Genomic DNA, 19,084 nt, shown 5'->3' with positions numbered 1-19,084 from the left:
AGCCCGGCAGGGGGTCATCCCGCCCCTCGGACGTTCGGCTGGCCCGGGACCGGCGGGTACCTTCTCCGCATGGCAGCGCTGACGGTCGGCTTCGACCTCGACATGACCCTGGTCGACTCGCGTCCCGGCATCGCCGCCGCCTTCCGGGCGTTGACGGCCCGCACCGGGGTGCACGTGGACGCGGAGGCCGCCGTGTCGCGGCTGGGCCCGCCGCTGCGTACCGAGATCGCCCGCTGGTTCCCGCCGGAGCAGGTCGACGAGGCCGTCCGGACGTACCGCGAGCTGTATCCGGCGTACGCGATCACGCCCACGGTCCCGCTTCCCGGCGCCGTCGCCGCGCTCGACGCCGTACGCGAAAACGGAGGTCGCGTGCTGGTGGTGACCGCCAAGCACGGCCGCCTGGCCCGGCTGCACCTCGACCACCTCGGGATGGCGGTCGACGAGGTGGCCGGCGACCTGTTCGCGGAGGAGAAGGCGACCGCGCTGCGGCGGCACGGCGCGACCCACTACGTCGGCGACCACGTGGCCGACATGGCGGCCGCCGGGGCGGCGGGCGTCCCCGGCATCGCGGTAGCCACCGGCCCGTGCAGCGCCGACGAGCTGCGTGCGGCCGGGGCGGAGGTGGTGCTGGACGATCTCAGCGGATTCCCGGCGGCACTCGACGGCATGATCCGGCTAGCCTTGGAGAGGTAGACGTCTCAAGCTCAAGCGAAGCAGAGGTTCTCAGGTGCCGACGGGTCGAGTGAAGTGGTTTGACACGGCCAAGGGATACGGTTTTGTCACCAGCGACGAGGGTGGCGACGTGTTCCTGCCCAAGGGCGCGCTGCCGGCGGGTGTCACCGACCTCAAGGGCGGTCAGCGGATCGACTTCAGCGTGGTGGACAGCCGCCGGGGCGCGCAGGCGATGGGGGTCAAGCTGCTCGACGCCCCGCCGTCGATGGCGGAGCTGCGCCGCCGGCCGGCCGAGGAACTGCACGGCCTCGTCGAGGACATGATCAAGGTGCTGGAGGCGAAGGTCCAGCCGGACCTGCGCCGCGGTCGCTTCCCGGACCGCAAGACGGCGCAGAAGATCGCTCAGCTGGTCCACGCCGTCGCCAACGAGCTGGAGGTCTGAGGCACCAGCCCGGCGTCGGCGGCCCGGCCGAGCAACGCCTGTACGGCGGCGAACCCCGCGTCCCCCAGGTCGGCGGTGAACTCGTTGACGTAGAGCCCGATGTGCCGGTCCACCACGTCGGGCTCCATCTCCTGCGCGTGCGCCAGCACGTACTCCCGGCTGGCGGCCGGATCGGCCCAGGCCTGGCGCACGGACTCGCGGATCCACCCGGCGGCGGCCTGCGGATCGACCGCGCCGCGCCGGGCCAGGATGGCCCCGAGGGGGATGGGCAGGCCCGTGTCGGCCTCCCACCACTCGCCGAGGTCGACGAGGGCGGTCAGGCCGTGCCGCGGGTAGGTGAACCGGGCCTCGTGGATCACGAGACCGGCGTCGTACCGGCCGGCGGCGACGCCCGGCATGATCTCGTGGAACGGCACGACCTCGATCCGCGCCGGGGGCCGCTCGGCCGCCCACAACCGGAAGAGCAGGTACGCCGTGGTCCGGTCACCCGGCACCGCCACCGTGGCGCCACTCAGGTCGGGACGGCCGAAGCCGGCGGGCTGGCCGGGGTCGCCGTCTGGCTGGCTTGCGATGCTGGCGGGCTGGCCGGAGTCGGCGGGCCGGTCGCCGCGGGTCAGCACCAGCGGGCCGCAGCCACGCCCGAGCGCGCCTCCGCAGGGCAGCAGGTGGTAGTCGTCCAGGAGCCACGGCAGCGCCGCGTAACTCACCTTGACCAGGTCGAACGCCCCCCGCTCGGCGGCCGTGTTGGTCACGTCCACATCGGCGTACGTGACGTCGACCGGCGGGGCACCGGGCACGAGGCCGTGCACCAGCGCGTGGAAGACGAACGTGTCGTTGGGGCAGGGCGAGATAGCCAGCGAGAGCGCCACACCCTCACCGTATCGCCGCCGTGCGTGGGCTGTCGGACCGCGCCAGTCCCGGTGTGACCTGGATCCGCCGCCTCCCTGCTGCCCGCCTGCTTGCCCGCCCGCGTGCCTGCCGGACGGGAACGCCGCGTCCGTCGTTCTGTCTTCAGGCAGAGGTTGCCACACGTCTCCTGTCGAGCTGATGTCGTAAACGATTCACCGGGAGGACGCTTTCCTCTCCGGCCTCTCCGGCGCCGTCCGGGGTGCAGGCGTTCGAATCCGTTGGTGTCCCTCGCCGGAGGTTCGGCGACGGACCCGGGCACCGCACACGACCCGGCGTCCCCGGTACGGCGAGGCTGGGGCCACCGTCACTCGTGCCCTCGCCGCACCGTCACTCGTGCCCCCGTCGCACCGTCACTCGTGCCCCCGTCGCTTACGAGTGGGGTGTCCGGGCGGCAGCGGTGCCTGATGTCGTAGACGATTCAGCTCGACAGCGTCGCGACAGGTTGCTGCCCCGTCTTCAGCGGGTTGTTCCGGTCGGCCGACGAGCCGGCGGGATCGGTCGGCCCCCGGTACCCACGTTGTCCACAGGTTTGTCCACAGGCGGGGGTAGGCTGTTGAGAACGTGACGTCACGCCGGGAGCATGATTCTCGTGGCAGAGCTGACGGATGCCGTCGATCTTGGCGCGACCCTGCGGGCCCTACGACGTCGAGCGGACCTGAGCCAACGCGAACTGGCCGAGCGATCAGGGGTGCCACAGGCGACCCTGGCCCGGATCGAGTCGGGCCGCGCGGCGGATCCGCGGTTCCGGACGGTGGAGCGGCTCGTTCGGGCCGCCGGTGGAGAAGTGGCAATCGGCCTGCTCCGCCCTGCCGGGACCGCCGCGACGGCTGAGGCGGACGGAGCCGTCACGACCGCCGGAGCCGTCCGAATCGCAGAGCGCGTCGGAGCCGTCCGAATCGCGGACCGGTTGCTTCCGGAGGTGCCGCACGATGCGCTCCGGGACGGAGCCGGGCGTCGCTACCCGGCTCACCTCGACGTCTGGGAGGTGAAGGAGCCGAAGGACTGGCCGGGTGCCTGGTGGGCGAACTGGTGCAATCTTCCCCCGGCACGGTGGCCGCTACCAGTGCCACCGGCCACGTACGAGCGGAATCGTCGCTACCGGGACCGGCGGCGACGTGCCGAGGAGATCCGGCGGACGGTACGGCTGCGTCGGGTGACGGGCGGCGGCCTGCCCGCGACCTCGTGGCGATTCGTCGCCGAACTGCCGGGTGGCGACCTGGTCGGTGAGCTTCGGGCCCACGAGCGCAGCCCGCACCTGATCGACGGCGCCGAGCCGGCCGAGGAGCGGGAGATCGTCTTCGACGGCGTACTCGTCGCGGAGGGCTGCCGGCGGCTGGGCATCGGGCGCCGGTTGCTGGCGATGCTCGCCGACGAGATGGGCCGCTCGGGCATCCGAAACGCCCACGCGATCGCCGAGGCCGCCGACGTCGATCTGCTGCTCGCCTGCGGGTGGGAGTTCAAGACGAGCCGACCGTGGGCCCTACGGCTCGACCGTCGGCCTTCGGCTGCGAACCGACCGTCGGGAGAGGCCGGGTGAGACAGGTGCTCAGGGCAGGTCGGTGAGGGCGGATCAGCTCGGGTCAGTCAGGGCGGTGAGGCGGGCGGGTTCAGGTCAGGGCCGCGGCGGCCGAGGTGAGGGCGGCCAGCGCCTCGCGCATGCGCCAGGCGTCGCGGTCGCGGGGGCCGATCGGATTCGAGACGGTACGCAGCTCCGCGAACGGGACACCGGCCTGGGCGGCGGCGACGGCCACGCCGTAGCCCTCCATGGCCTCGGCGACCGCGTCGGGGTGGCGTCGGCGTAGGGCATCGGTGCCGGCGGCGGTGCCGGTCACCGTGCTGACGGTCAGCACCGGGCCCACCGTCGCCGCCGGCAGCGCGGCGCACAGGGCGGCCAGCAGTCCCGGATCGGCGGCCAGCGTGGTGCCGGCACCGAGCCACTCGGGAGGCATGCCCAGCTCGTCCACCGGGAGGAAGCCCGCCGGCGACTCGGCGCCCAGGTCGGCGGCGACGGCCGCAGAACCCAGCACCGTCGCGCCGACCTCCACCCGGCCGACGAAGCCGCCCGCCACGCCCGCGCTGACCACACCGAGGTACGGGCGTCCGGCCGCCTCGGCCAGCGCCAGCAGCCGAGCGGTGGTGGCCGCGGCTACGGCCGGGCCCACCCCCACCGGCAGCACCGCCGTCGACGGATCCGTCAGGCCCGCGCGGACCGCCTCGGCCTCGGCGGGCACCGCCGTGACCACCAGCAGGCCCGTCACGGCAGGGGCCCCTGCGGTTCCCGCCGGGTCTCGTCGTCCGCGCCGCCCGGCCCGCCGACCGCCGAAGACGGTCGGTAGATGTGGTAGCCCGGCGGGGCCAGAGCCGGGTCGTCCAGCGGCGAACTGCCCTGCGCCGGGGCGGGCGAGACGGGCGCCACCCCGGTCTCGGGAGCGGCCTCCGCCTCGGTGCGTGTGCCGGCACCGTTGCCCGTGCCAACCCCGGTGCGCGCGCCGGCCGTGGTGCTTGTGCCGGCCGTGGTGTCCGTGCCAGCCCCGCTGGCGGGCCCAGCCCCGCCGCCGGTGCCGTCGTCGGCACCGGCGGTCTCGTCGGCCAGTTCCTCGTCGGCGAGCGGGCGACCGGCCAGGCGCTCGGCGCGCAGACGGCCCGCCACCACCACGCCCCGCACGGCGGCCAGCGTGCCCGCCCCGGCGGCGACGGCGATCCCGATGCGGCCGTCGAAGGGTACGAGCCCCAGCCCGCCCCCGGCGACGAACGCGAGCATCAGCACCGTCTCGGAGTGGGCGAACGAGCTGGCCCGCAGCCGCTCCGGGATGCGCTCCTGGATCGAGGCGTCCACGGTGAGCTTGGCGATGCCGCTCATCAGCGCGGCCACCAGGCAGAGCAGGGCGACCATCGGCAGCGAGAACATCAGCGCGGCGAGTACCGCCACCCCGGCCACGATGATCATGCCGCTGGACTGGATCGCGACGGGTCGGTGGATGCGCAGCCGGGTGCCGATCGCGGTGGCGAGGAACGTGCCCACGGCCAGTGCCGCGCCGACGAGGCCCAGCGCCCCCTCGTCGCCCAGGTCCCGGCCGAAGACGACGGTGGTCAGGTCGCCCGCCTTGATCGCGAAGGCGAGGAAGAGCAGCAGGAAGCCGTACAGCCCGCGTAGCGTCGCGGCACCGATCAGGGTGGCGATCACGAGTCGGCCGGCCGGTCGCCCCCGGCCCAGCGGGCGGTCGCCGTTGCGCCGGCCGAGCGCCCGCAGCGGTCGGGGCACCCGCTCCGGCGGCTCGGAGTCGGCCTTCGGCGGCAGCCGCAGGGAGATCACCATGCCGACCAGGAAGATGATCGAGGCGACCCGGAGCGGCCACTGCGGCCCGAACCAGAAGGCGGCCAGCCCGATCGGGGCGACCAGGGCGCCGGCCACCGTGCCGTAGACGCTGGCCCGGGCCCCGATCTGGGACAGGCCCAGCCCTTCGGGCAGCAGCCGCGGGACGGCCGCCGAGCGGGCCACCCCGTAGGCGCGGGAGAGCGCCAGCACGCCGAAGGCAGCTGGATAGAGGCCGAAGCCGTGGATGTAGTCCGAGATCAGCCAGGCCAGGAAGGCCCGGCCGAGCATGGTGGTGGCCAGCGCGTACCGACGGCCGTGGCGGAAGTGGTCGAGCAGCGGGCCCACCACCGGGGCGAGCATGGCGAACGGCACCATGGTCACCAGGAGGTAGAGCGCGACCTTGCTGCGGGCCTCGCCGAGCGGGACGTTGAAGAAGATCGTCCCGGCGAGGCCGATGGCGATCAGCGTGTCGCCGGCGCAGGAGAGCGCGTGCAGGTCGAAGAGGCGGACCATGCCGACCTCGCCCCCTGCGCCCCGGGCGCGGGCCCGGCCCGCCCGGCGGGTCATCCAGCGCCCACCGCTGACCGAGCCACGGAACAGCAGGCGGACGGCCTTGATCCCGGTGCCGACGGTCCGCCCGAGTACGGACCGCCCGGAGCGGGAGAACAGCGGCATGCCCACCATCCTCGCCCATCCGGTCGGTCCGTGCCGCACCACTGTCCCAGAACGTCGTCGGCGGGTGCCTGTCGGTCTGCCGTACGCATGGGGAACAATGGTTGGGTGACCAGGCCTGCCTCCGCCCGTGCCGCTCGTCTCGACCAGGTCTGCGCCGCCGCCGTCGAGGTGGCCCGTGACGCCATCACCGAGGTCGACCCCTCGGACATCGGCGACCACCTGCAGGCCGTGGCGGAGGGCGACCGACTCGTCACGCACTACTTCGAGTGCCGGCTCGCTGGCTACCGGGGCTGGCGCTGGGCGGTCACCGTCACCCGGGTGCCGCGCAGCCGGCAGGTCACCATCTGCGAGACGGTGCTGCTGCCGGGCGCGGACGCGATGCTCGCCCCCGGCTGGCTGCCCTGGCAGGAACGGCTCAAGCCGGGCGACCTGGGCCCCGGTGACCTGCTGCCCACCCCGGCGGACGACGACCGGCTACAGCCCGGCTACCTGCTCTCCGACGACCCGGCGGTCGAGGAGACCGCCTGGGAGCTCGGCCTCGGGCGGGCCCGGGTGCTCTCCCGGGAGGGGCGCAGCGAGGCCGCCCAGCGCTGGTACGACGGCGACCACGGCCCGTCCGCCGCGATCTCGGCCGCCGCCCCCGCCGCCGCCCGCTGTGGGACCTGCGGCTTCTACCTGCCGCTCGCGGGTGCCCTGCGGCAGGCCTTCGGCGCCTGTGGCAACTTCTACGCCCCTGACGACGGTCGGGTGGTCAGCGCCGACCACGGCTGCGGCGCCCACTCGGAGACCCTGATCGAGGCCGCCGAGACCCCCGTCGACGAGATGCCGACGGTCTACGACGACAGCGCGGTGGAGCCCGTGGCGGTCAGCCGGGCGCCGGGTTCCGTCGAGGCATCGGAGCCGGCGGAGCCGTACGGCCACCCCTGAGCGGGCGCCTGACGCGGGCAGGTCGCGCCGGCTCGGTGTCGGCGCAGGTCAGCGGCCGGCGCGGCGGCGGCGCCGATTGGCGTCGTGCCGCATCATCACGGCGAGACCGGGGAAACCCCACAGGAAACCGGCCAGGCAGGTCCACAGCCAGTTCTGGTGACCGTGTGCGGTGAGCCAGTCGCGGAAGAAGATCAGTAGCACCAGCCCGGCGAGCGCCCACGCCGCCATCCCGGCGAGGGCGAACGGCACCATCGGCGGGTCGAGCGGCTCGGGCCGCGGGGGCTGCTCCTTCGGCACGCGGCAAGCGTACGCGATCAACTTTTCCTGGTGGCCGGTGATCTGCGACGATGCGCGCGACAACGGAAGATCACCTGCGAGGAACTGATGGCAGTAGCGCCGCCCGAGAACGGCACACCACCCGACCCAGCGCACCCCCGCAACGGATTTGACCGATTTTTCGAGATCTCCGCCCGCGGCTCGACGATGAGCCGTGAGGTACGCGGTGGCCTGGCGACCTTCTTCACGATGGCGTACATCGTGGTGCTCAACCCGCTCATCATCGGTGGTGCCGTCGACGGCGACGGCCAGAAGCTTCCCATTCCCGCCCTGGCGGCGGCTACCGCCTTGGTCGCCGGCCTGATGACCATCCTGATGGGTGTGGTCGGCCGGTTCCCGCTGGCGCTCGCCGCCGGCCTCGGCGTCAACGCGCTGGTCGCGTACGAGATCGCCCCGGAGATGACCTGGGCGGACGCGATGGGCCTCGTGGTGATCGAAGGTGTGATCATCGCGGTGCTGGTGCTGACCGGCCTGCGTACGGCGGTGTTCCGCTCGGTGCCGACGCAGATGAAGACGGCGATCGGCGTCGGCATCGGCCTCTTCCTGACCATCATCGGGCTGGTCGACGCCGGTTTCGTCCGCCGGGTGCCCGACTCCGAGAACACCACGGTCCCCGTCGGGCTGGGCATCGACGGCAGCCTCGGCAGCTGGCCGATGCTGGTCTTCGTGGTGGGTCTGCTGCTGACCATCGTGCTGCTGGTGCGCCGGGTCAAGGGCGCGATCCTGATCGGCATCCTCGGCTCCACCGTGTTGGCGATCGTCGTCGAGGCGTTGGTGAACGTGGGGCCGTCGTTCGTCGACGGCAAGCCGAACCCGAAGGGCTGGTCGCTCAACGTCCCCGAGTTGCCGAAGACCTGGATCGACGTGCCGGACCTGTCGCTGCTCGGCAACTTCAACGTGTTCGACTCGTGGAGCCGGGCCGGCTGGCTCGTGGTCCTCATGTTCGTCTTCACCCTGCTGATCACGGACTTCTTCGACACGATGGGCACGATGGTCGCGGTCGGCCAGGAGGGGAGCATGCTCGACGAGCGGGGCACCCCGCCGCGGGCGAAGGAGATCCTGCTGGTCGACTCGATCGCGGCGGCGGCCGGCGGTGCGGCGAGCACGTCGAGCAACACGTCGTACATCGAGAGCGCCGCCGGTGTGGCGGAGGGCGCCCGTACGGGCGTGGCCAACCTGGTCACCGGCGGGTTGTTCCTGCTGGCGATGTTCCTGGCGCCGCTGGTCGTGGTGGTGCCGTTCGAGGCGGCGTCGACCGCGCTGGTGGTGGTCGGCTTCCTGATGATGACCGCGGTGCGGACGATCGACTGGTCCGACTACGAGATCGCCATCCCGGCGTTCCTGACGATCGCGCTGATGCCCTTCACGTACTCGATCTCCAACGGCATCGGAGCCGGCCTCATCTCGTACGTGGTGGTGAAGCTCGCCAAGGGCAAGGCCCGGGAGATCCACCCGCTGCTGTACGGGGTGGCCGTCCTCTTCGTGCTCTACTTCCTGCGCGGGCCGATCGAGTCGATGATGCTCTGAGCACGTTCCGCTCCGGGCCGGTGACCGATTCGGGTGACCGGCCCGGAGCGGGGCGAACTTCTCGTGAGCGTGGTCATATAAGTGGTCGTTCGCCATGCTAATTAGTTAGGCTAACTATCGTGACGGAGCGGACGGTGACGGCGAAACGCGTGCCACCGGCGCAGCTCGCACCGCAGCTGCGCGATGCGATCACCAGGCTCAACCGACGGGTCCGCCAGGCCCGGCCGGTCGGCGACCTCACGGTCACCCAGCTCTCCGCGCTCACCAGCCTCCGGCTGGCGGGTGCGCTGACGCCCCGGGAACTGGCCGACGTGGAACGGGTACAGCCGCCCACGATGACCAGGATCGTCGCGAAGTTGGAGGAGCGCGGCCTCGTGCGCCGCACCCCCCATCCGACCGACGGCCGGCAGGTCATCCTGGCGGCGACCGAGGGCGGACAGGCGGTGCTCGACCAGTTCGAGCGGGTCCGCGACGAGTGGCTGGCCCGCCGGCTGGCCGAGCTGACCGAAGCCGAACGGGAGACCCTGCGGCAGGCGGCCGAGATCCTTCAGCAGGTCGCCCGCGCCTGACCCGCGCGTCGTGCCCCCGCGCCGTCCGACGTCGATGACGCGTACGACCGCGAGGAGGCGCACCTAGAGTGCAGGCGAAGCTGAGCACGATGTTCCAGTCCCTACAGGTCCGCAACTACCGGCTCTTCGCATCCGGGCAGCTGATCAAGCTGATCGGCGTCTGGATGATGTTCATCGCCCAGGACTGGCTGGTCCTCGAGCTCTCCGACAACTCCGCCACCGCCCTCGGCGTGGTCACCGCGCTCCAGTTCACCCCGGTGCTGCTGCTCACCCTGCTCTCCGGGCGGCTCGCCGACCGCTACGACAAGCGGATGCTGCTCTTCGCCGCGAACGCGTTCTGGACCGTGCTGGCGCTCGGCATGGCCCTGCTGGTGATCACCGGCCTCGTGCAGCTCTGGCACGTCTTCGCGTTCGCGGCCCTGCTCGGCGTCGCCAACGCCGTGGAGACCCCCGTCCGGCAGGCGTTCGTCTCCGAGCTGGTCGGCACGCCGCTGCTGCCGAACGCGCTCTCGCTCAACGCGGCCGTGTTCAACTCCGCCCGGATCGTCGGGCCGGCCGTCGCCGGCCTGGCCATCGCCGCCTTCGACGTCGGGCCGGTCTTCCTGTTCACCGCGCTCAGCTCGATCGCCCCGCTGGTCACCGTGATCCGGATGCGCCCCACCGAGCTGCACCGGGAGGCGCTGCCGCCGCGTGACGAGCGGGCGTCGGCCAAGGTCGTCGACGGCCTGCGCTACGTCTGGCGCCGGCCCGACCTGCTGCTGCCCATGGCGGTGATGTCGGTGATCGGCATGTCGCTGTTCAACTTCCAGCTCACCCTCGCCGCGCTGGCCAAGACCGTGTTCCAGACCGGTGCCGCCTCGTTCGGGCTGTTCAGCACCGCCCTGGCGGTCGGCGCGCTGGTCGGGGCGCTCGCCGGCACCGGGCGGCGCAGCCGCCCGTCGGTCTGGCTGGTGCTCGGCGCGGGGGTCGGCTGCGCCAGCTTCGGCACGCTGGTGGGGCTCGCCCCGGCGTACTGGATGGTGGTCACGCTGCTGCTGCCGACGGGCTTCTTCATGGTCTTCTTCGCCCAGGCGGCCAACCAGCGGGTCCAGCTCGGCACGGACGCCGCCTTCCGCGGCCGGGTGATGGCCCTGTGGGTGCTGGTCTTCCTCGGCACCAACCCGGTCGGGGCGCCGCTCATCGGCTGGGTCGCCGAGACCTACGGCGCCGGCGCCAGCATCTGGATCGGTGGGCTGATCTCGCTGGCCACCATCCTGGTCGCGCTCACCTGGCAGCTGCGCCGCTCCGGCGCCCGGCTGCGCTTCCGCATCCTGCCGATGCCGCGCTTCTACGTCACCTCCGCCGACTGCTGAACGCCCCGCGGCCCGGGTGGGACGAACCCGCCCCACCCGGCGGATGGCGTGGATGCCACGAAAGCGGTAGCGGTAAGGGGGAAAGAGGCTTAGCGTCGATACGTGGAGCCCGGTCGTGCGCTGCTGCTGATCCTGGCTTTCGTCGCCGTGGCCAGCCTGCCGGCGGTGATCGCCCTGGTCTTCTGCGCCGACGAGGTCATCGACCGGGTCGCCTGCGGCTACGCCGAGTGGCGCGAGCGCCGGCGGGAGCGGCGCACCATCGCCCGGCTGAACCGGGCCGTGGAGGCCGACGCGCTGACCCGCGACATCGACCTCGCCGGCCTCGACCGGCCCGACCGGCGCCCGCTGGAGGAACTCGCCGCCGACCTGCGCCGCCTGCGCGGCCAGGGCGTCGGCTCCGACGGCCGCCAGCTCGTCTGGCACGGCATGATCCTCCAGGCGTACGACGACCGGCTCCGACTGGCCTGCCGCGCCCTCGGGCTCACCGAGCACCTGGCCGAGCTGGTGGGCGTCGACCTGGAGCTGGAACGGGTCCGGGTGGAGGGCCTGCTGCACGCCGCCGGGCTGACCCTGCCCGCCGCGCGCGCCGGCCACCAGCAGCGTCACCGCTGAGGGGCGGCGCGTGAGGCTCTTCGTCGCGCTCTACCCGCCGCCCGAGGTGGTCGCGCACCTCGGCGCCCAGGTCGCCCGGCTGCGCGTCGGCGCGGCGGCCGCCGCCGGGATCAACGTCCGGCTCGCCGACCCGGCCGACGCGCACATCACCCTCGCCTTCCTGGGCGACGTGGAGGCGGACCGGCTGGTCGCCGTGGAGAGCGCGCTCGGCCTCGCTGGCGAGCGGTCGCGCGACGGTCGCCACGCCGCGCCCCGGCTCCGGCTCGCTGGCGGCGGGCGGTTCGGCCAGGACCGGTCCACCGTGCTCTGGGTCGACCTGCGGGGTGAGGTGGAGCCGGTCCTGATGCTGGCCCGACTGATCCGTTCCCGGCTGCGGCAGGCCGGCCTGCCGTACGACGAGAAGCCGTTCCGCCCGCACCTGACGATCGCCCGCCCCGGCGACCGGGTGTCCCCGCTCGACGTGGCGGCCGACGTGGCGGCCCTCGACAGCTACAAGGGCCCCCAGTGGTCGGCCGCCGAGATGGTGCTGATGCGCAGCCACCCCGGGCCCCGCCCCACCTACGAGCGCCTGGCCGCCTGGCCCGTCTGACCCGTCTGACCCGTCACCAGGCCCAGGCCTCCGGGCCCGGGCCCCCGTTGCCGACCGGCGGGAAGAGTTCGTCGAGGCGGGTGAGGGTGTCCTCGTCGAGCGCGACGGACAGGGCACCCAGGGAACGGTCGAGCTGGTCGGCGGTGCGCGGCCCGATGATCGGTGCGGTCACCCCGGGCCGCGACAGCAGCCAGCCGAGGGCCACGTCCGCCGGGTCGTGACCGAGGTCGCCGCAGAGCTTCTCGTACGCCTCGATGGTCGGCCGGTGCTCGGCGAGCGCGTCGGCGGACCGGCCGCTGGCGCCGCGTGCCGCCCCGCCCTCGGCCATCTTCCGCAGCACCCCGGCGAGCAGCCCGCCGTGCAGCGGCGACCACGGGATGATGCCCAGCCCGTGATGCTGCGCGGCGGGCACCACCTCGAGTTCGACGTGCCGGGTCATCAGGTTGTAGATGCACTGCTCCGAGACGAGGCCGAGGAAGTGGCGCTTCCCCGCCGCCTCCTGCGCCACGGAGATGTGCCAGCCGGCGAAGTTGGACGACCCGACGTAGAGCACCTTGCCCTGGGCGACCAGGGTCTCCATGGCCTGCCAGATCTCCTCCCACGGCGTGCTGCGGGAGACGTGGTGCATCTGGTAGAGGTCGATGGTGTCGGTCTGGAGGCGGCGCAGCGAGTCCTCGCAGGCCCGGACGATGTGCCGGGCGGAGAGGCCCTGCTCGTTGGGCCACTCGCCCATCTTGCCGTAGACCTTGGTGGCCAGCACCACCTTCTCCCGCCGGCCCCCGCCCTGGGCGAACCAGCGTCCGATGATCTGCTCGGTGATCCCCTCGCCGGTCTGCCAGCCGTAGACGTTGGCGGTGTCGAAGAAGTTGATCCCGTGTTCGAGAGCCCGGTCCATGATCGCGAAGCTGTCCGGCTCGGTGGTCTGCGGCCCGAAGTTCATCGTGCCGAGGCAGAGGCGGCTGACCGACAGGCCCGTACGGCCGAGATTCGTGTACTCCATGGGGCCACCCTGCCACGGCGGGACTCCGGGTGCCTCGCATGACTCCGGCGACGGGTCGTCGCCGGAGTCATGCGGTCACGAGGACTCGCGGGCCGCCGGGCCGCTGCCGAACAGCACGTCGTCCCAGCTCGGCAGGCGCTTGCGCGGCTTGCCGCCGGCGTCGGCCGACTCGCCGGCCGCTGCCGCCGGCGCGCCCGTGCGTCGGGGCCGGAGCACCGCCAGCGACGGCACGGCCGGCACCTCCTTGGGCGCGTCCGAGTCGTCGTCGAACGCGGAACCCTGACCGCCGCCGAGCAGCGCCGCCGCCCCGCCGCCGACCGGCCGCTGCCGCGGCGTGTCCGACCCGGCCAGGGCGGCCGGGGTGCGGGGTTCGAGCCCGCGGCCCGAGGTCGAGCCGAGCGGACGGTCGAGGGAGGCGAGCAGGGCGTCGCGCCCGGCCCGGATCGGGTCGCGGCCCGGACGGGGTTCGGCCGTTGCCGGCAGGCCGTGACCGCCCCGGCTCGGCTCACCGCGCGACGGGCCGGGCAGCGCGTGGCCGCCCCGCTCCGGCGCCGGCTCCTGGCCGAGGATCGGGGTGGGCCGCTCGGCGCAGAGGTATTGCGCCATGTCGTCGTGTGGGGTGACCGCCTGCCGGGTCTTGTCGAGATCCCAGATCGCCTGCGCGGTCGCCTTGCCCGACGGCCAGGTCGCCACGATCCGCCAGGTGCCGTCGTCGCGGCGCCACGCGTCCCAGGAGATCTTCTCGGTGTCGATCCCGTGCTGGGCCAGCCGGCCGTTGACCACCTCGGCGAGCGGGGTGGGCTTCTCCGCGCCCTTGAGCCGGGTGCGGCGGGCGTGCTGGGCGAGCATGGCCCGCTCCTGGAGCACCGGGCCGGCGTAGCGCAGCACCCGGTCGACGGGCACGCCGGCGATCCGGGCGACGTCCTCGGCGGACTCGCCGGAGCGGATCTTCGCCTGGATGTCCCGTGGGGAGAGCGAGGGCACCGGGTCGGCGGAGGTCGCCGGGGCCACGGCGAGCGGCGGGGCGCCGGGCTCGGCGTGCAACGCGCCGGCGATCCGTTCGTCGATGGGCAGGGCGAGCAGGCGCCCGACCTCGTCGGCGAGCACCAGAGCCTGGCCGTCCTCGGAGAGGGCGACGAAGCGTACTGGGCGCATGCGTTGCCTCCGTCCCGCTTCGCTGGCCGTCACGCCACGAGCCGGCCACCCGGGCGTCCTCGCACCACCGTACGCGCATCTGTCCGCAGGTGGGGGATGCGACACCCGCATGTCGTGACTGAGCTGCGACGATGATCACGGTCGGTGGCCGCCGACGCGGCCGACGGCCACCGACCGTGATGGCGACTCAGAGTCGCTCGACCACGTAGTCGATCGATGCGGTCAGGGCCTCGACGTCGGCCGGCTCGACGGCCGGGAAGAGCGCGACGCGGAGCTGGTTGCGGCCCAGCTTCCGGTACGGCTCGGTGTCCACGATCCCGTTGGCGCGCAGCGCCTTCGCGATCGCGGTGGCGTCGACGGAGTCGGCGAAGTCGATGGTGGCGACCACGTTGGAGCGCAGCGCCGGGTCGGTGACGAACGGCGTCGCCACCTCGGAGCGCTCCGCCCAGCCGTACACGATCGCGGCGCTCTCGGCCGTGCGCTTGGCCGCCCACGCCAGGCCGCCCTGGGCGTTCATCCAGTCGGTCTGCTCGGCGGCCAGGAAGATCGTGGCCAGCGCCGGGGTGTTGTAGGTCTGCTCCAGCCGCGAGTTGTCGATCGCGGTGACCAGGTCGAGGAACGCGGGGATGTAACGGCCGGACGCCTTGATCTCGCCGGCCCGCTCCAGCGCGGCCGGGGACATCAGGGCCAGCCACAGGCCGCCGTCGGAGCCGAAGCACTTCTGCGGGGCGAAGTAGTAGACGTCGGTCTCGCCGACGTTGACGTCCAGGCCGCCGGCGCCGGAGGTGGCGTCGACCAGCAGCAGCGAGCCCGGGTCGGCGCCCGCCACCCGGCTGATCGGCACCGCGACGCCGGTCGAGGTCTCGTTGTGCGGGGTGGCGTAGACGTCCACCCCGGCCTCGGCGGTCAGGGTCGGCGCGCTGCCGGCCTCCGACTTGCGGATGGTGGGCTCGCCGAGGAACGGCGCGTCCTTGACGGACTTGGCGAACTTCGCGCCGAACTCGCCGAAGCTGGCGAACTGGGCCCGGTCCCGGACCAGGCCGAACGTCGCGACCTCCCAGAACGCCGTGGTGCCGCCGTTGCCCAGCACCACCTCGTAGCCCTCGGGGAGGGAGAAGAAGTCGCTGATGCCGCGGCGCAGCCGGGCCACCTGGTCACGGACGGTCTTCTGCCGGTGCGACGTGCCCAGGTAGCTGGTCGCCACCTCGGTGAGGGCGGAGACCGCCGCCGGACGGACCTTGGACGGCCCGCAGCCGAACCTCCCGTCGGCGGGCTTGAGGTCGTCGGGAATCCGGATGGTCGGTGCGTCAGCCACGGTTGTCGAGATCCTTCCGCATGGGCGAGGGCGGGCCCGGTGTTCAGGTGGGCGCGGATCGACGGCGGACGCGCGCTCAGGCGCACGACGCGGCCGGGACCCGGGCCCGGTCCGGCGACACTGCCGGCCTTCATCCTCCCACCCGGGCGGGCCGCTTCGACCGCTGGTCCCACGGCCGGTGGTGAGGCGTCCACCACAGCCCCGACCAGGGGCCGGAGACGTCATGCGCGCCGCACCGGTGTCGCACCCGCCCGCCCCGAAACGCGCGGAAGGGCCCCCTCCCTGCGCGCGAGGCGTCGGGAGGGGGCCCTTCCTTCCACGAACTCAGACGCCGTGCGGGATGGCGTCCCAACCCTCGACGTCGCTGGGCTTGCGGGTGCCCGGACCGACGTAGCGCGCCGACGGGCGGACCAGCCGCTGGAGCTTCTTCTGCTCCAGGATGTGCGCGCTCCAGCCGCCCATCCGGGCGCAGGTGAACATCGAGGTGAACATGTGCGCCGGCACCTCGGCGAAGTCCAGCACCACGGCCGACCAGAACTCGACGTTGGTGGCGAGCACCCGGTCCGGGCGGCGGGCCTGGAGCTCGGCCAGGGCGGCCTTCTCCAGCGCCTCGGCGATCTCGAAGCGCGGCGCGCCCAGCTCCTTGGCGGTGCGGCGGAGCACCCGGGCGCGCGGGTCCTCGGCGCGGTAGACGCGGTGGCCGAAGCCCATCAGCCGCTCGCCCCGGTCGAGTACGCCCTTGACGTAGCCCTCGGCGTCGCCGCTGCGCTCGACCGCCTCCAGCATGCTGAGCACGCGGGACGGCGCGCCGCCGTGCAGCGGGCCGGAGAGGGCGCCGATGCCGGAGGAGATGCAGGCCGCGGCGTCCGCGCCGGTGGAGGCGACGATGCGGGCGGTGAAGGTGGAGGCGTTCAGGCCGTGCTCGGCGGCCGAGATGAAGTAGGCGTCGACGGCCTTCACGTGCCGGGGGTCGGGCTCGCCCCGCCAGCGCTTCATGAAGCGCTCGACGATGGTGGACGCCTTGTCGATCTCCTTCTGCGGCACGGCCGGCAGGCCCAGGCCGCGCGCCGACTGGGCGACGAAGGAGAGCGCGGTGACCGACACCCGGGCGAGGTCCTCGCGGGCCTGCTCGTCGGAGATGTCGAGCAGCTGGTTGAGACCCCAGTACGGGGCCAGCATCGCGACCGCGGACTGCACGTCCACCCGGATGTCGCCGGAGTGCACCGGCACCGGGAACGGCTCGGCCGGCGGCAGGCCCGGGCCGAACCGCCCGTCGACCAGCAGCGCCCACACGTTGCCGAAGGAGACCTGGCCGATCAGATCCTCGATGTCGACCCCGCGATAGCGCAGCGCGCCGCCCTCGCGGTCGGGTTCGGCGATCTCGGTCTCGAAAGCCACGACGCCCTCGAGTCCGGGTTTGAAATCGGCCATGTCGCTCTCCTGGATCTGCTCGGCGCGCCCGCCCCGGGCTCCGGACCCGGCCCAGCCGGGCGAACACCTTAGGCGACCCTCAGGTAAGTGTTCGTGACATCTTGCCTGCTGGGTAACCGGATCCGCGACCCACCGGGACTGTGCCGCACACGACATCCCCGGTTCGGGTGGGCCGGATCGCGTCGGTGACACTGTGCGGTGCGGTGCGCTCTGGCCTGCGTCGCAGCAGGTCGACCGGACCGACGAAGAGGAGGGGGAACGTGACGGGGGACACAGCCCGGCCGGCGTCGATGCGTAACGAGTACGCCTCGGAGCTGGGCCTTTCCGAGGCGGACCTGGCCGCCGACTGGCACGGCCAGTTCGCCCGCTGGTTCGCCGACGCGGTCGCCGCCGGGCTGCCCGAACCGAACGCGATGGTGGTGGGCACCGCCGACGCCGCGGGCCGCCCGAGCGCCCGGACCGTGCTGCTGAAGGGGTACGACCCCGACGGCTTCGTCTTCTTCACCAACTACGAGTCCCGCAAGGGCGCCGAGGCGGCCGTCAACCCGTACGTGAGCCTCGTCTTCCCGTGGTTCGCGATGCACCGGCAGGTGGTCGTGGCCGGCCGGGCCGAGCGGGTCGACCGGGCGGAGACGGAGGCGTACTTCGCCAGCCGGCCGCGCGGCTCCCAGCTCGGCGCCTGGGCCAGCACCCAGTCCCGGGTGATCCCCGACCGGGCCGTGCTGGACGAGGCGTACGGGGCGGCGGCGGAGCGCTTCGCCGAGGTCGAGCCGATCCCCGCGCCGCCGCACTGGGGCGGGCTGCGGGTGCGGCCGGAGTCGGTGGAGTTCTGGCAGGGGCGGGTCAGCCGACTGCACGACCGGCTGCGGTTCCGGCTCACCGGCGCCGGGGAGTGGGCAGTCGAGCGGCTGGCGCCGTGACCCAGCTCAAGAGCCCCCGGCCGGGCCGGCTGCGCAGCTTCGCGATCGACGTGCGCCCGCTGGCCGTGCCGGCGTACCGGCGGATGTGGCTGGGCAACGGCATCGCGATGTTCGGCATCCAGCTCACGGCGGTCGCCGTGCCGGTGGAGATGTACGCGCTGACCGAGAACTCCCTCTGGGTCGGCCTGATCGGGATCGCGGCGTTCGTACCGCTGCTGGTCTTCGGGCTCTGGGGCGGCGCGGTGGCCGACGCGTACGACCGGCGCAAGGTGCTGCTGGCGACCGCCGTGGTGCTCTGGGTCGCCACGTTGGGCCTGGCGGTGCAGGCGGTGCTCGGCGTCGGCAGCCCGCTGCTGCTGCTCGTCCTGGTGGCGGTGCAGTCGGTCGCCTTCGCGATCAGCTCGCCCACCCGCAACGCGATCCTGCCGAGGCTGGTGCCGGCGGACCTGGTGCCGGCGGCGACCACGCTGAACTTCACCACCTACACGGCGGCCTCGGTGTTCGGCCCGCTGGCCGCCGGCCTGATCTTCGCCTGGTGGGGCACGGACCTCGGCCTGCCGATCGCCTACGCGGCCGACGCGGTGCTCTACCTGGTGGCCGTCTGGGCGACCGTGAAGCTGCCGGCCATGCCGCCGGAACCCGATCCGGACGCGGCCCCGGACGCCGTCCCGCGGCGGGCCGGGCTGGCCAGCATCGTCGACGGGCTGCGCTACCTGGCGACCACGCCGGTGCTGCTGCTCTCCTTCGTGATCGACCTGATCGCCATGGTGCTGGCGATGCCCCGGGCGCTCTTCCCGGAGATCGCCGAGTCCCGGTTCGGCGGCGGCGCGGCGGTCGGCTGGCTCTACAGCGCGATCGCGGCGGGCGCGATGCTCGGCGGGCTGACCTCCGGCTGGATCGGGCGGCTGCGCCGGCAGGGGCTGGTGCTGGTGGTGGCGGTGGTCGGCTGGGGGCTGGCCATCGCGGCGGCCGGGCTCGCCGGCCAGCTCTGGCTGATGGTGCTGCTGCTCGCGGTGGCCGGGGCGGCCGATCTGGTCAGCGCGGTGCTGCGGCAGTCGATGCTGCTGGTCTACGCGCCGGACCGGATGCGTGGGCGGCTCATGGGCGTCAACACGGTGGTCATCGCCGGCGGCCCGCGCTTGGGCGACCTGCGCGCCGGTGCGGTGGCGGCCGGCCTCGGCGGTGGCGTCGCCTGGGTCAGCGGCGGGTTGATCTCGGCGGCGCTCGCGGTGCTGCTCGCGGTGGCGTTCCCGGCGCTGCTGCGCTACCGGGCGGCGACCTCGGCGGACGGTGACCGAGCGTGACCGGTCGGGTCGGGGCGAGCGACGACGGGGCGC

General features: G+C 73.4%; 18 protein-coding genes and 2 pseudogenes. 12 read left to right on the top strand and 8 right to left on the bottom strand.

What is annotated here, in order from left to right:
* Positions 1 to 69 precede the first annotated feature (69 nt).
* Positions 70 to 693, top strand: coding sequence for an HAD family hydrolase (locus tag ACGFIG_RS08950; protein ID WP_393000718.1), 624 nt, complete (start codon positions 70 to 72; stop codon positions 691 to 693).
* Positions 694 to 727: 34 nt separating this feature from the next.
* A complete protein-coding gene (locus ACGFIG_RS08945) occupies positions 728 to 1,114 on the top strand; it encodes a cold-shock protein (RefSeq protein WP_393000716.1) in 387 nt (128 codons plus the stop codon).
* Here ACGFIG_RS08945 and ACGFIG_RS08940 read toward each other — a convergent pair.
* Positions 1,075 to 1,983 (bottom strand): 1,4-dihydroxy-6-naphthoate synthase, encoded by a 909-nt coding sequence (locus ACGFIG_RS08940; RefSeq protein ID WP_393000715.1) that lies wholly within the window; start codon positions 1,981 to 1,983, stop codon positions 1,075 to 1,077. The genes ACGFIG_RS08945 and ACGFIG_RS08940 overlap by 40 nt on opposite strands.
* Positions 1,984 to 2,603: 620 nt before the next feature.
* Here ACGFIG_RS08940 and ACGFIG_RS08935 point away from each other — a divergent pair.
* Both ACGFIG_RS08935 and ACGFIG_RS08930 read left to right on the top strand, forming a co-directional pair.
* Positions 2,604 to 2,741 (top strand): annotated as a pseudogene (locus ACGFIG_RS08935) (helix-turn-helix domain-containing protein); the annotation flags it as partial.
* A 345-nt stretch (positions 2,742 to 3,086) separates the two neighbouring features.
* Complete coding sequence (locus ACGFIG_RS08930; protein WP_393001387.1) at positions 3,087 to 3,560, top strand: GNAT family N-acetyltransferase; 474 nt, start codon at positions 3,087 to 3,089, stop codon at positions 3,558 to 3,560.
* A 70-nt stretch (positions 3,561 to 3,630) separates the two neighbouring features.
* Here the strand turns inward: ACGFIG_RS08930 and ACGFIG_RS08925 are convergent, their stop codons facing one another.
* The gene (locus tag ACGFIG_RS08925; RefSeq protein ID WP_393000713.1) at positions 3,631 to 4,281 is read right to left on the bottom strand and encodes a futalosine hydrolase; all 651 of its coding nucleotides are present in this window, start codon (positions 4,279 to 4,281) and stop codon (positions 3,631 to 3,633) included.
* 272 nt (positions 4,282 to 4,553) lie between these two features.
* Positions 4,554 to 6,014, bottom strand: a pseudogene (locus ACGFIG_RS08920) (MFS transporter); the annotation flags it as partial.
* A gap of 87 nt (positions 6,015 to 6,101) precedes the next feature.
* Between ACGFIG_RS08920 and ACGFIG_RS08915 the strand changes: the two are divergent.
* Positions 6,102 to 6,941 (top strand): DUF3027 domain-containing protein, encoded by an 840-nt coding sequence (locus ACGFIG_RS08915; RefSeq protein ID WP_393000711.1) that lies wholly within the window; start codon positions 6,102 to 6,104, stop codon positions 6,939 to 6,941.
* A 48-nt stretch (positions 6,942 to 6,989) separates the two neighbouring features.
* Here the strand turns inward: ACGFIG_RS08915 and ACGFIG_RS08910 are convergent, their stop codons facing one another.
* Positions 6,990 to 7,238 carry a DUF2530 domain-containing protein gene (locus tag ACGFIG_RS08910; protein WP_393000709.1) on the bottom strand — a complete coding sequence of 83 codons (249 nt, stop codon included), beginning with the start codon at positions 7,236 to 7,238 and terminating at the stop codon, positions 6,990 to 6,992.
* 87 nt (positions 7,239 to 7,325) lie between these two features.
* Here ACGFIG_RS08910 and ACGFIG_RS08905 point away from each other — a divergent pair, with 87 nt between their 5' ends.
* The 5 genes from ACGFIG_RS08905 (at position 7,326) to thpR (ending at position 11,926) form a co-directional block, all read left to right on the top strand.
* Positions 7,326 to 8,804, top strand: a complete 1,479-nt coding sequence (locus tag ACGFIG_RS08905; protein ID WP_393000707.1) for an NCS2 family permease — start codon at positions 7,326 to 7,328, stop codon at positions 8,802 to 8,804.
* A 119-nt stretch (positions 8,805 to 8,923) separates the two neighbouring features.
* Entirely contained in the window at positions 8,924 to 9,373 is a 450-nt protein-coding gene (locus ACGFIG_RS08900; RefSeq protein WP_393000705.1) for a MarR family winged helix-turn-helix transcriptional regulator, read from the top strand.
* A gap of 68 nt (positions 9,374 to 9,441) precedes the next feature.
* Positions 9,442 to 10,725 carry an MFS transporter gene (locus ACGFIG_RS08895; protein WP_393000703.1) on the top strand — a complete coding sequence of 428 codons (1,284 nt, stop codon included), beginning with the start codon at positions 9,442 to 9,444 and terminating at the stop codon, positions 10,723 to 10,725.
* Positions 10,726 to 10,827: 102 nt separating this feature from the next.
* Complete coding sequence (locus ACGFIG_RS08890; protein WP_393000701.1) at positions 10,828 to 11,337, top strand: hypothetical protein; 510 nt, start codon at positions 10,828 to 10,830, stop codon at positions 11,335 to 11,337.
* 10 nt (positions 11,338 to 11,347) lie between these two features.
* On the top strand, positions 11,348 to 11,926 hold the full coding sequence (gene thpR / locus ACGFIG_RS08885) for an RNA 2',3'-cyclic phosphodiesterase (protein ID WP_393000699.1): 579 nt from the start codon (positions 11,348 to 11,350) through the stop codon (positions 11,924 to 11,926).
* 13 nt (positions 11,927 to 11,939) lie between these two features.
* Here thpR and ACGFIG_RS08880 read toward each other — a convergent pair whose 3' ends face one another.
* The 4 genes from ACGFIG_RS08880 to ACGFIG_RS08865 form a co-directional block, all read right to left on the bottom strand.
* The gene (locus ACGFIG_RS08880) at positions 11,940 to 12,926 is read right to left on the bottom strand and encodes an aldo/keto reductase (RefSeq protein ID WP_393000697.1); all 987 of its coding nucleotides are present in this window, start codon (positions 12,924 to 12,926) and stop codon (positions 11,940 to 11,942) included.
* Positions 12,927 to 13,001: 75 nt separating this feature from the next.
* A complete protein-coding gene (gene sepH / locus ACGFIG_RS08875; RefSeq protein WP_393000695.1) occupies positions 13,002 to 14,081 on the bottom strand; it encodes a septation protein SepH in 1,080 nt (359 codons plus the stop codon).
* A 187-nt stretch (positions 14,082 to 14,268) separates the two neighbouring features.
* On the bottom strand, positions 14,269 to 15,396 hold the full coding sequence (gene serC, locus ACGFIG_RS08870) for a phosphoserine transaminase (RefSeq protein WP_393000693.1): 1,128 nt from the start codon (positions 15,394 to 15,396) through the stop codon (positions 14,269 to 14,271).
* Between the two features lie 324 nt (positions 15,397 to 15,720).
* Positions 15,721 to 16,827, bottom strand: a complete 1,107-nt coding sequence (locus ACGFIG_RS08865) for a citrate synthase 2 (protein ID WP_089002315.1) — start codon at positions 16,825 to 16,827, stop codon at positions 15,721 to 15,723.
* A gap of 290 nt (positions 16,828 to 17,117) precedes the next feature.
* On the opposite strand from ACGFIG_RS08865, the gene pdxH reads away from it, so the two are divergent.
* A complete protein-coding gene (gene pdxH / locus ACGFIG_RS08860; protein ID WP_393001385.1) occupies positions 17,118 to 17,747 on the top strand; it encodes a pyridoxamine 5'-phosphate oxidase in 630 nt (209 codons plus the stop codon).
* Entirely contained in the window at positions 17,744 to 19,051 is a 1,308-nt protein-coding gene (locus ACGFIG_RS08855; protein WP_393000691.1) for an MFS transporter, read from the top strand. Before pdxH ends, ACGFIG_RS08855 begins: the two co-directional genes overlap by 4 nt.
* Positions 19,052 to 19,084: the final 33 nt, after the last annotated feature.

The sequence above is a fragment of the Micromonospora sp. NPDC049048 genome (assembly GCF_043197615.1).
In the GTDB taxonomy this organism is placed as follows: Bacteria; Actinomycetota; Actinomycetes; order Mycobacteriales; family Micromonosporaceae; genus Micromonospora.
This window is presented reverse-complemented; position numbering and strand designations above follow the sequence as displayed.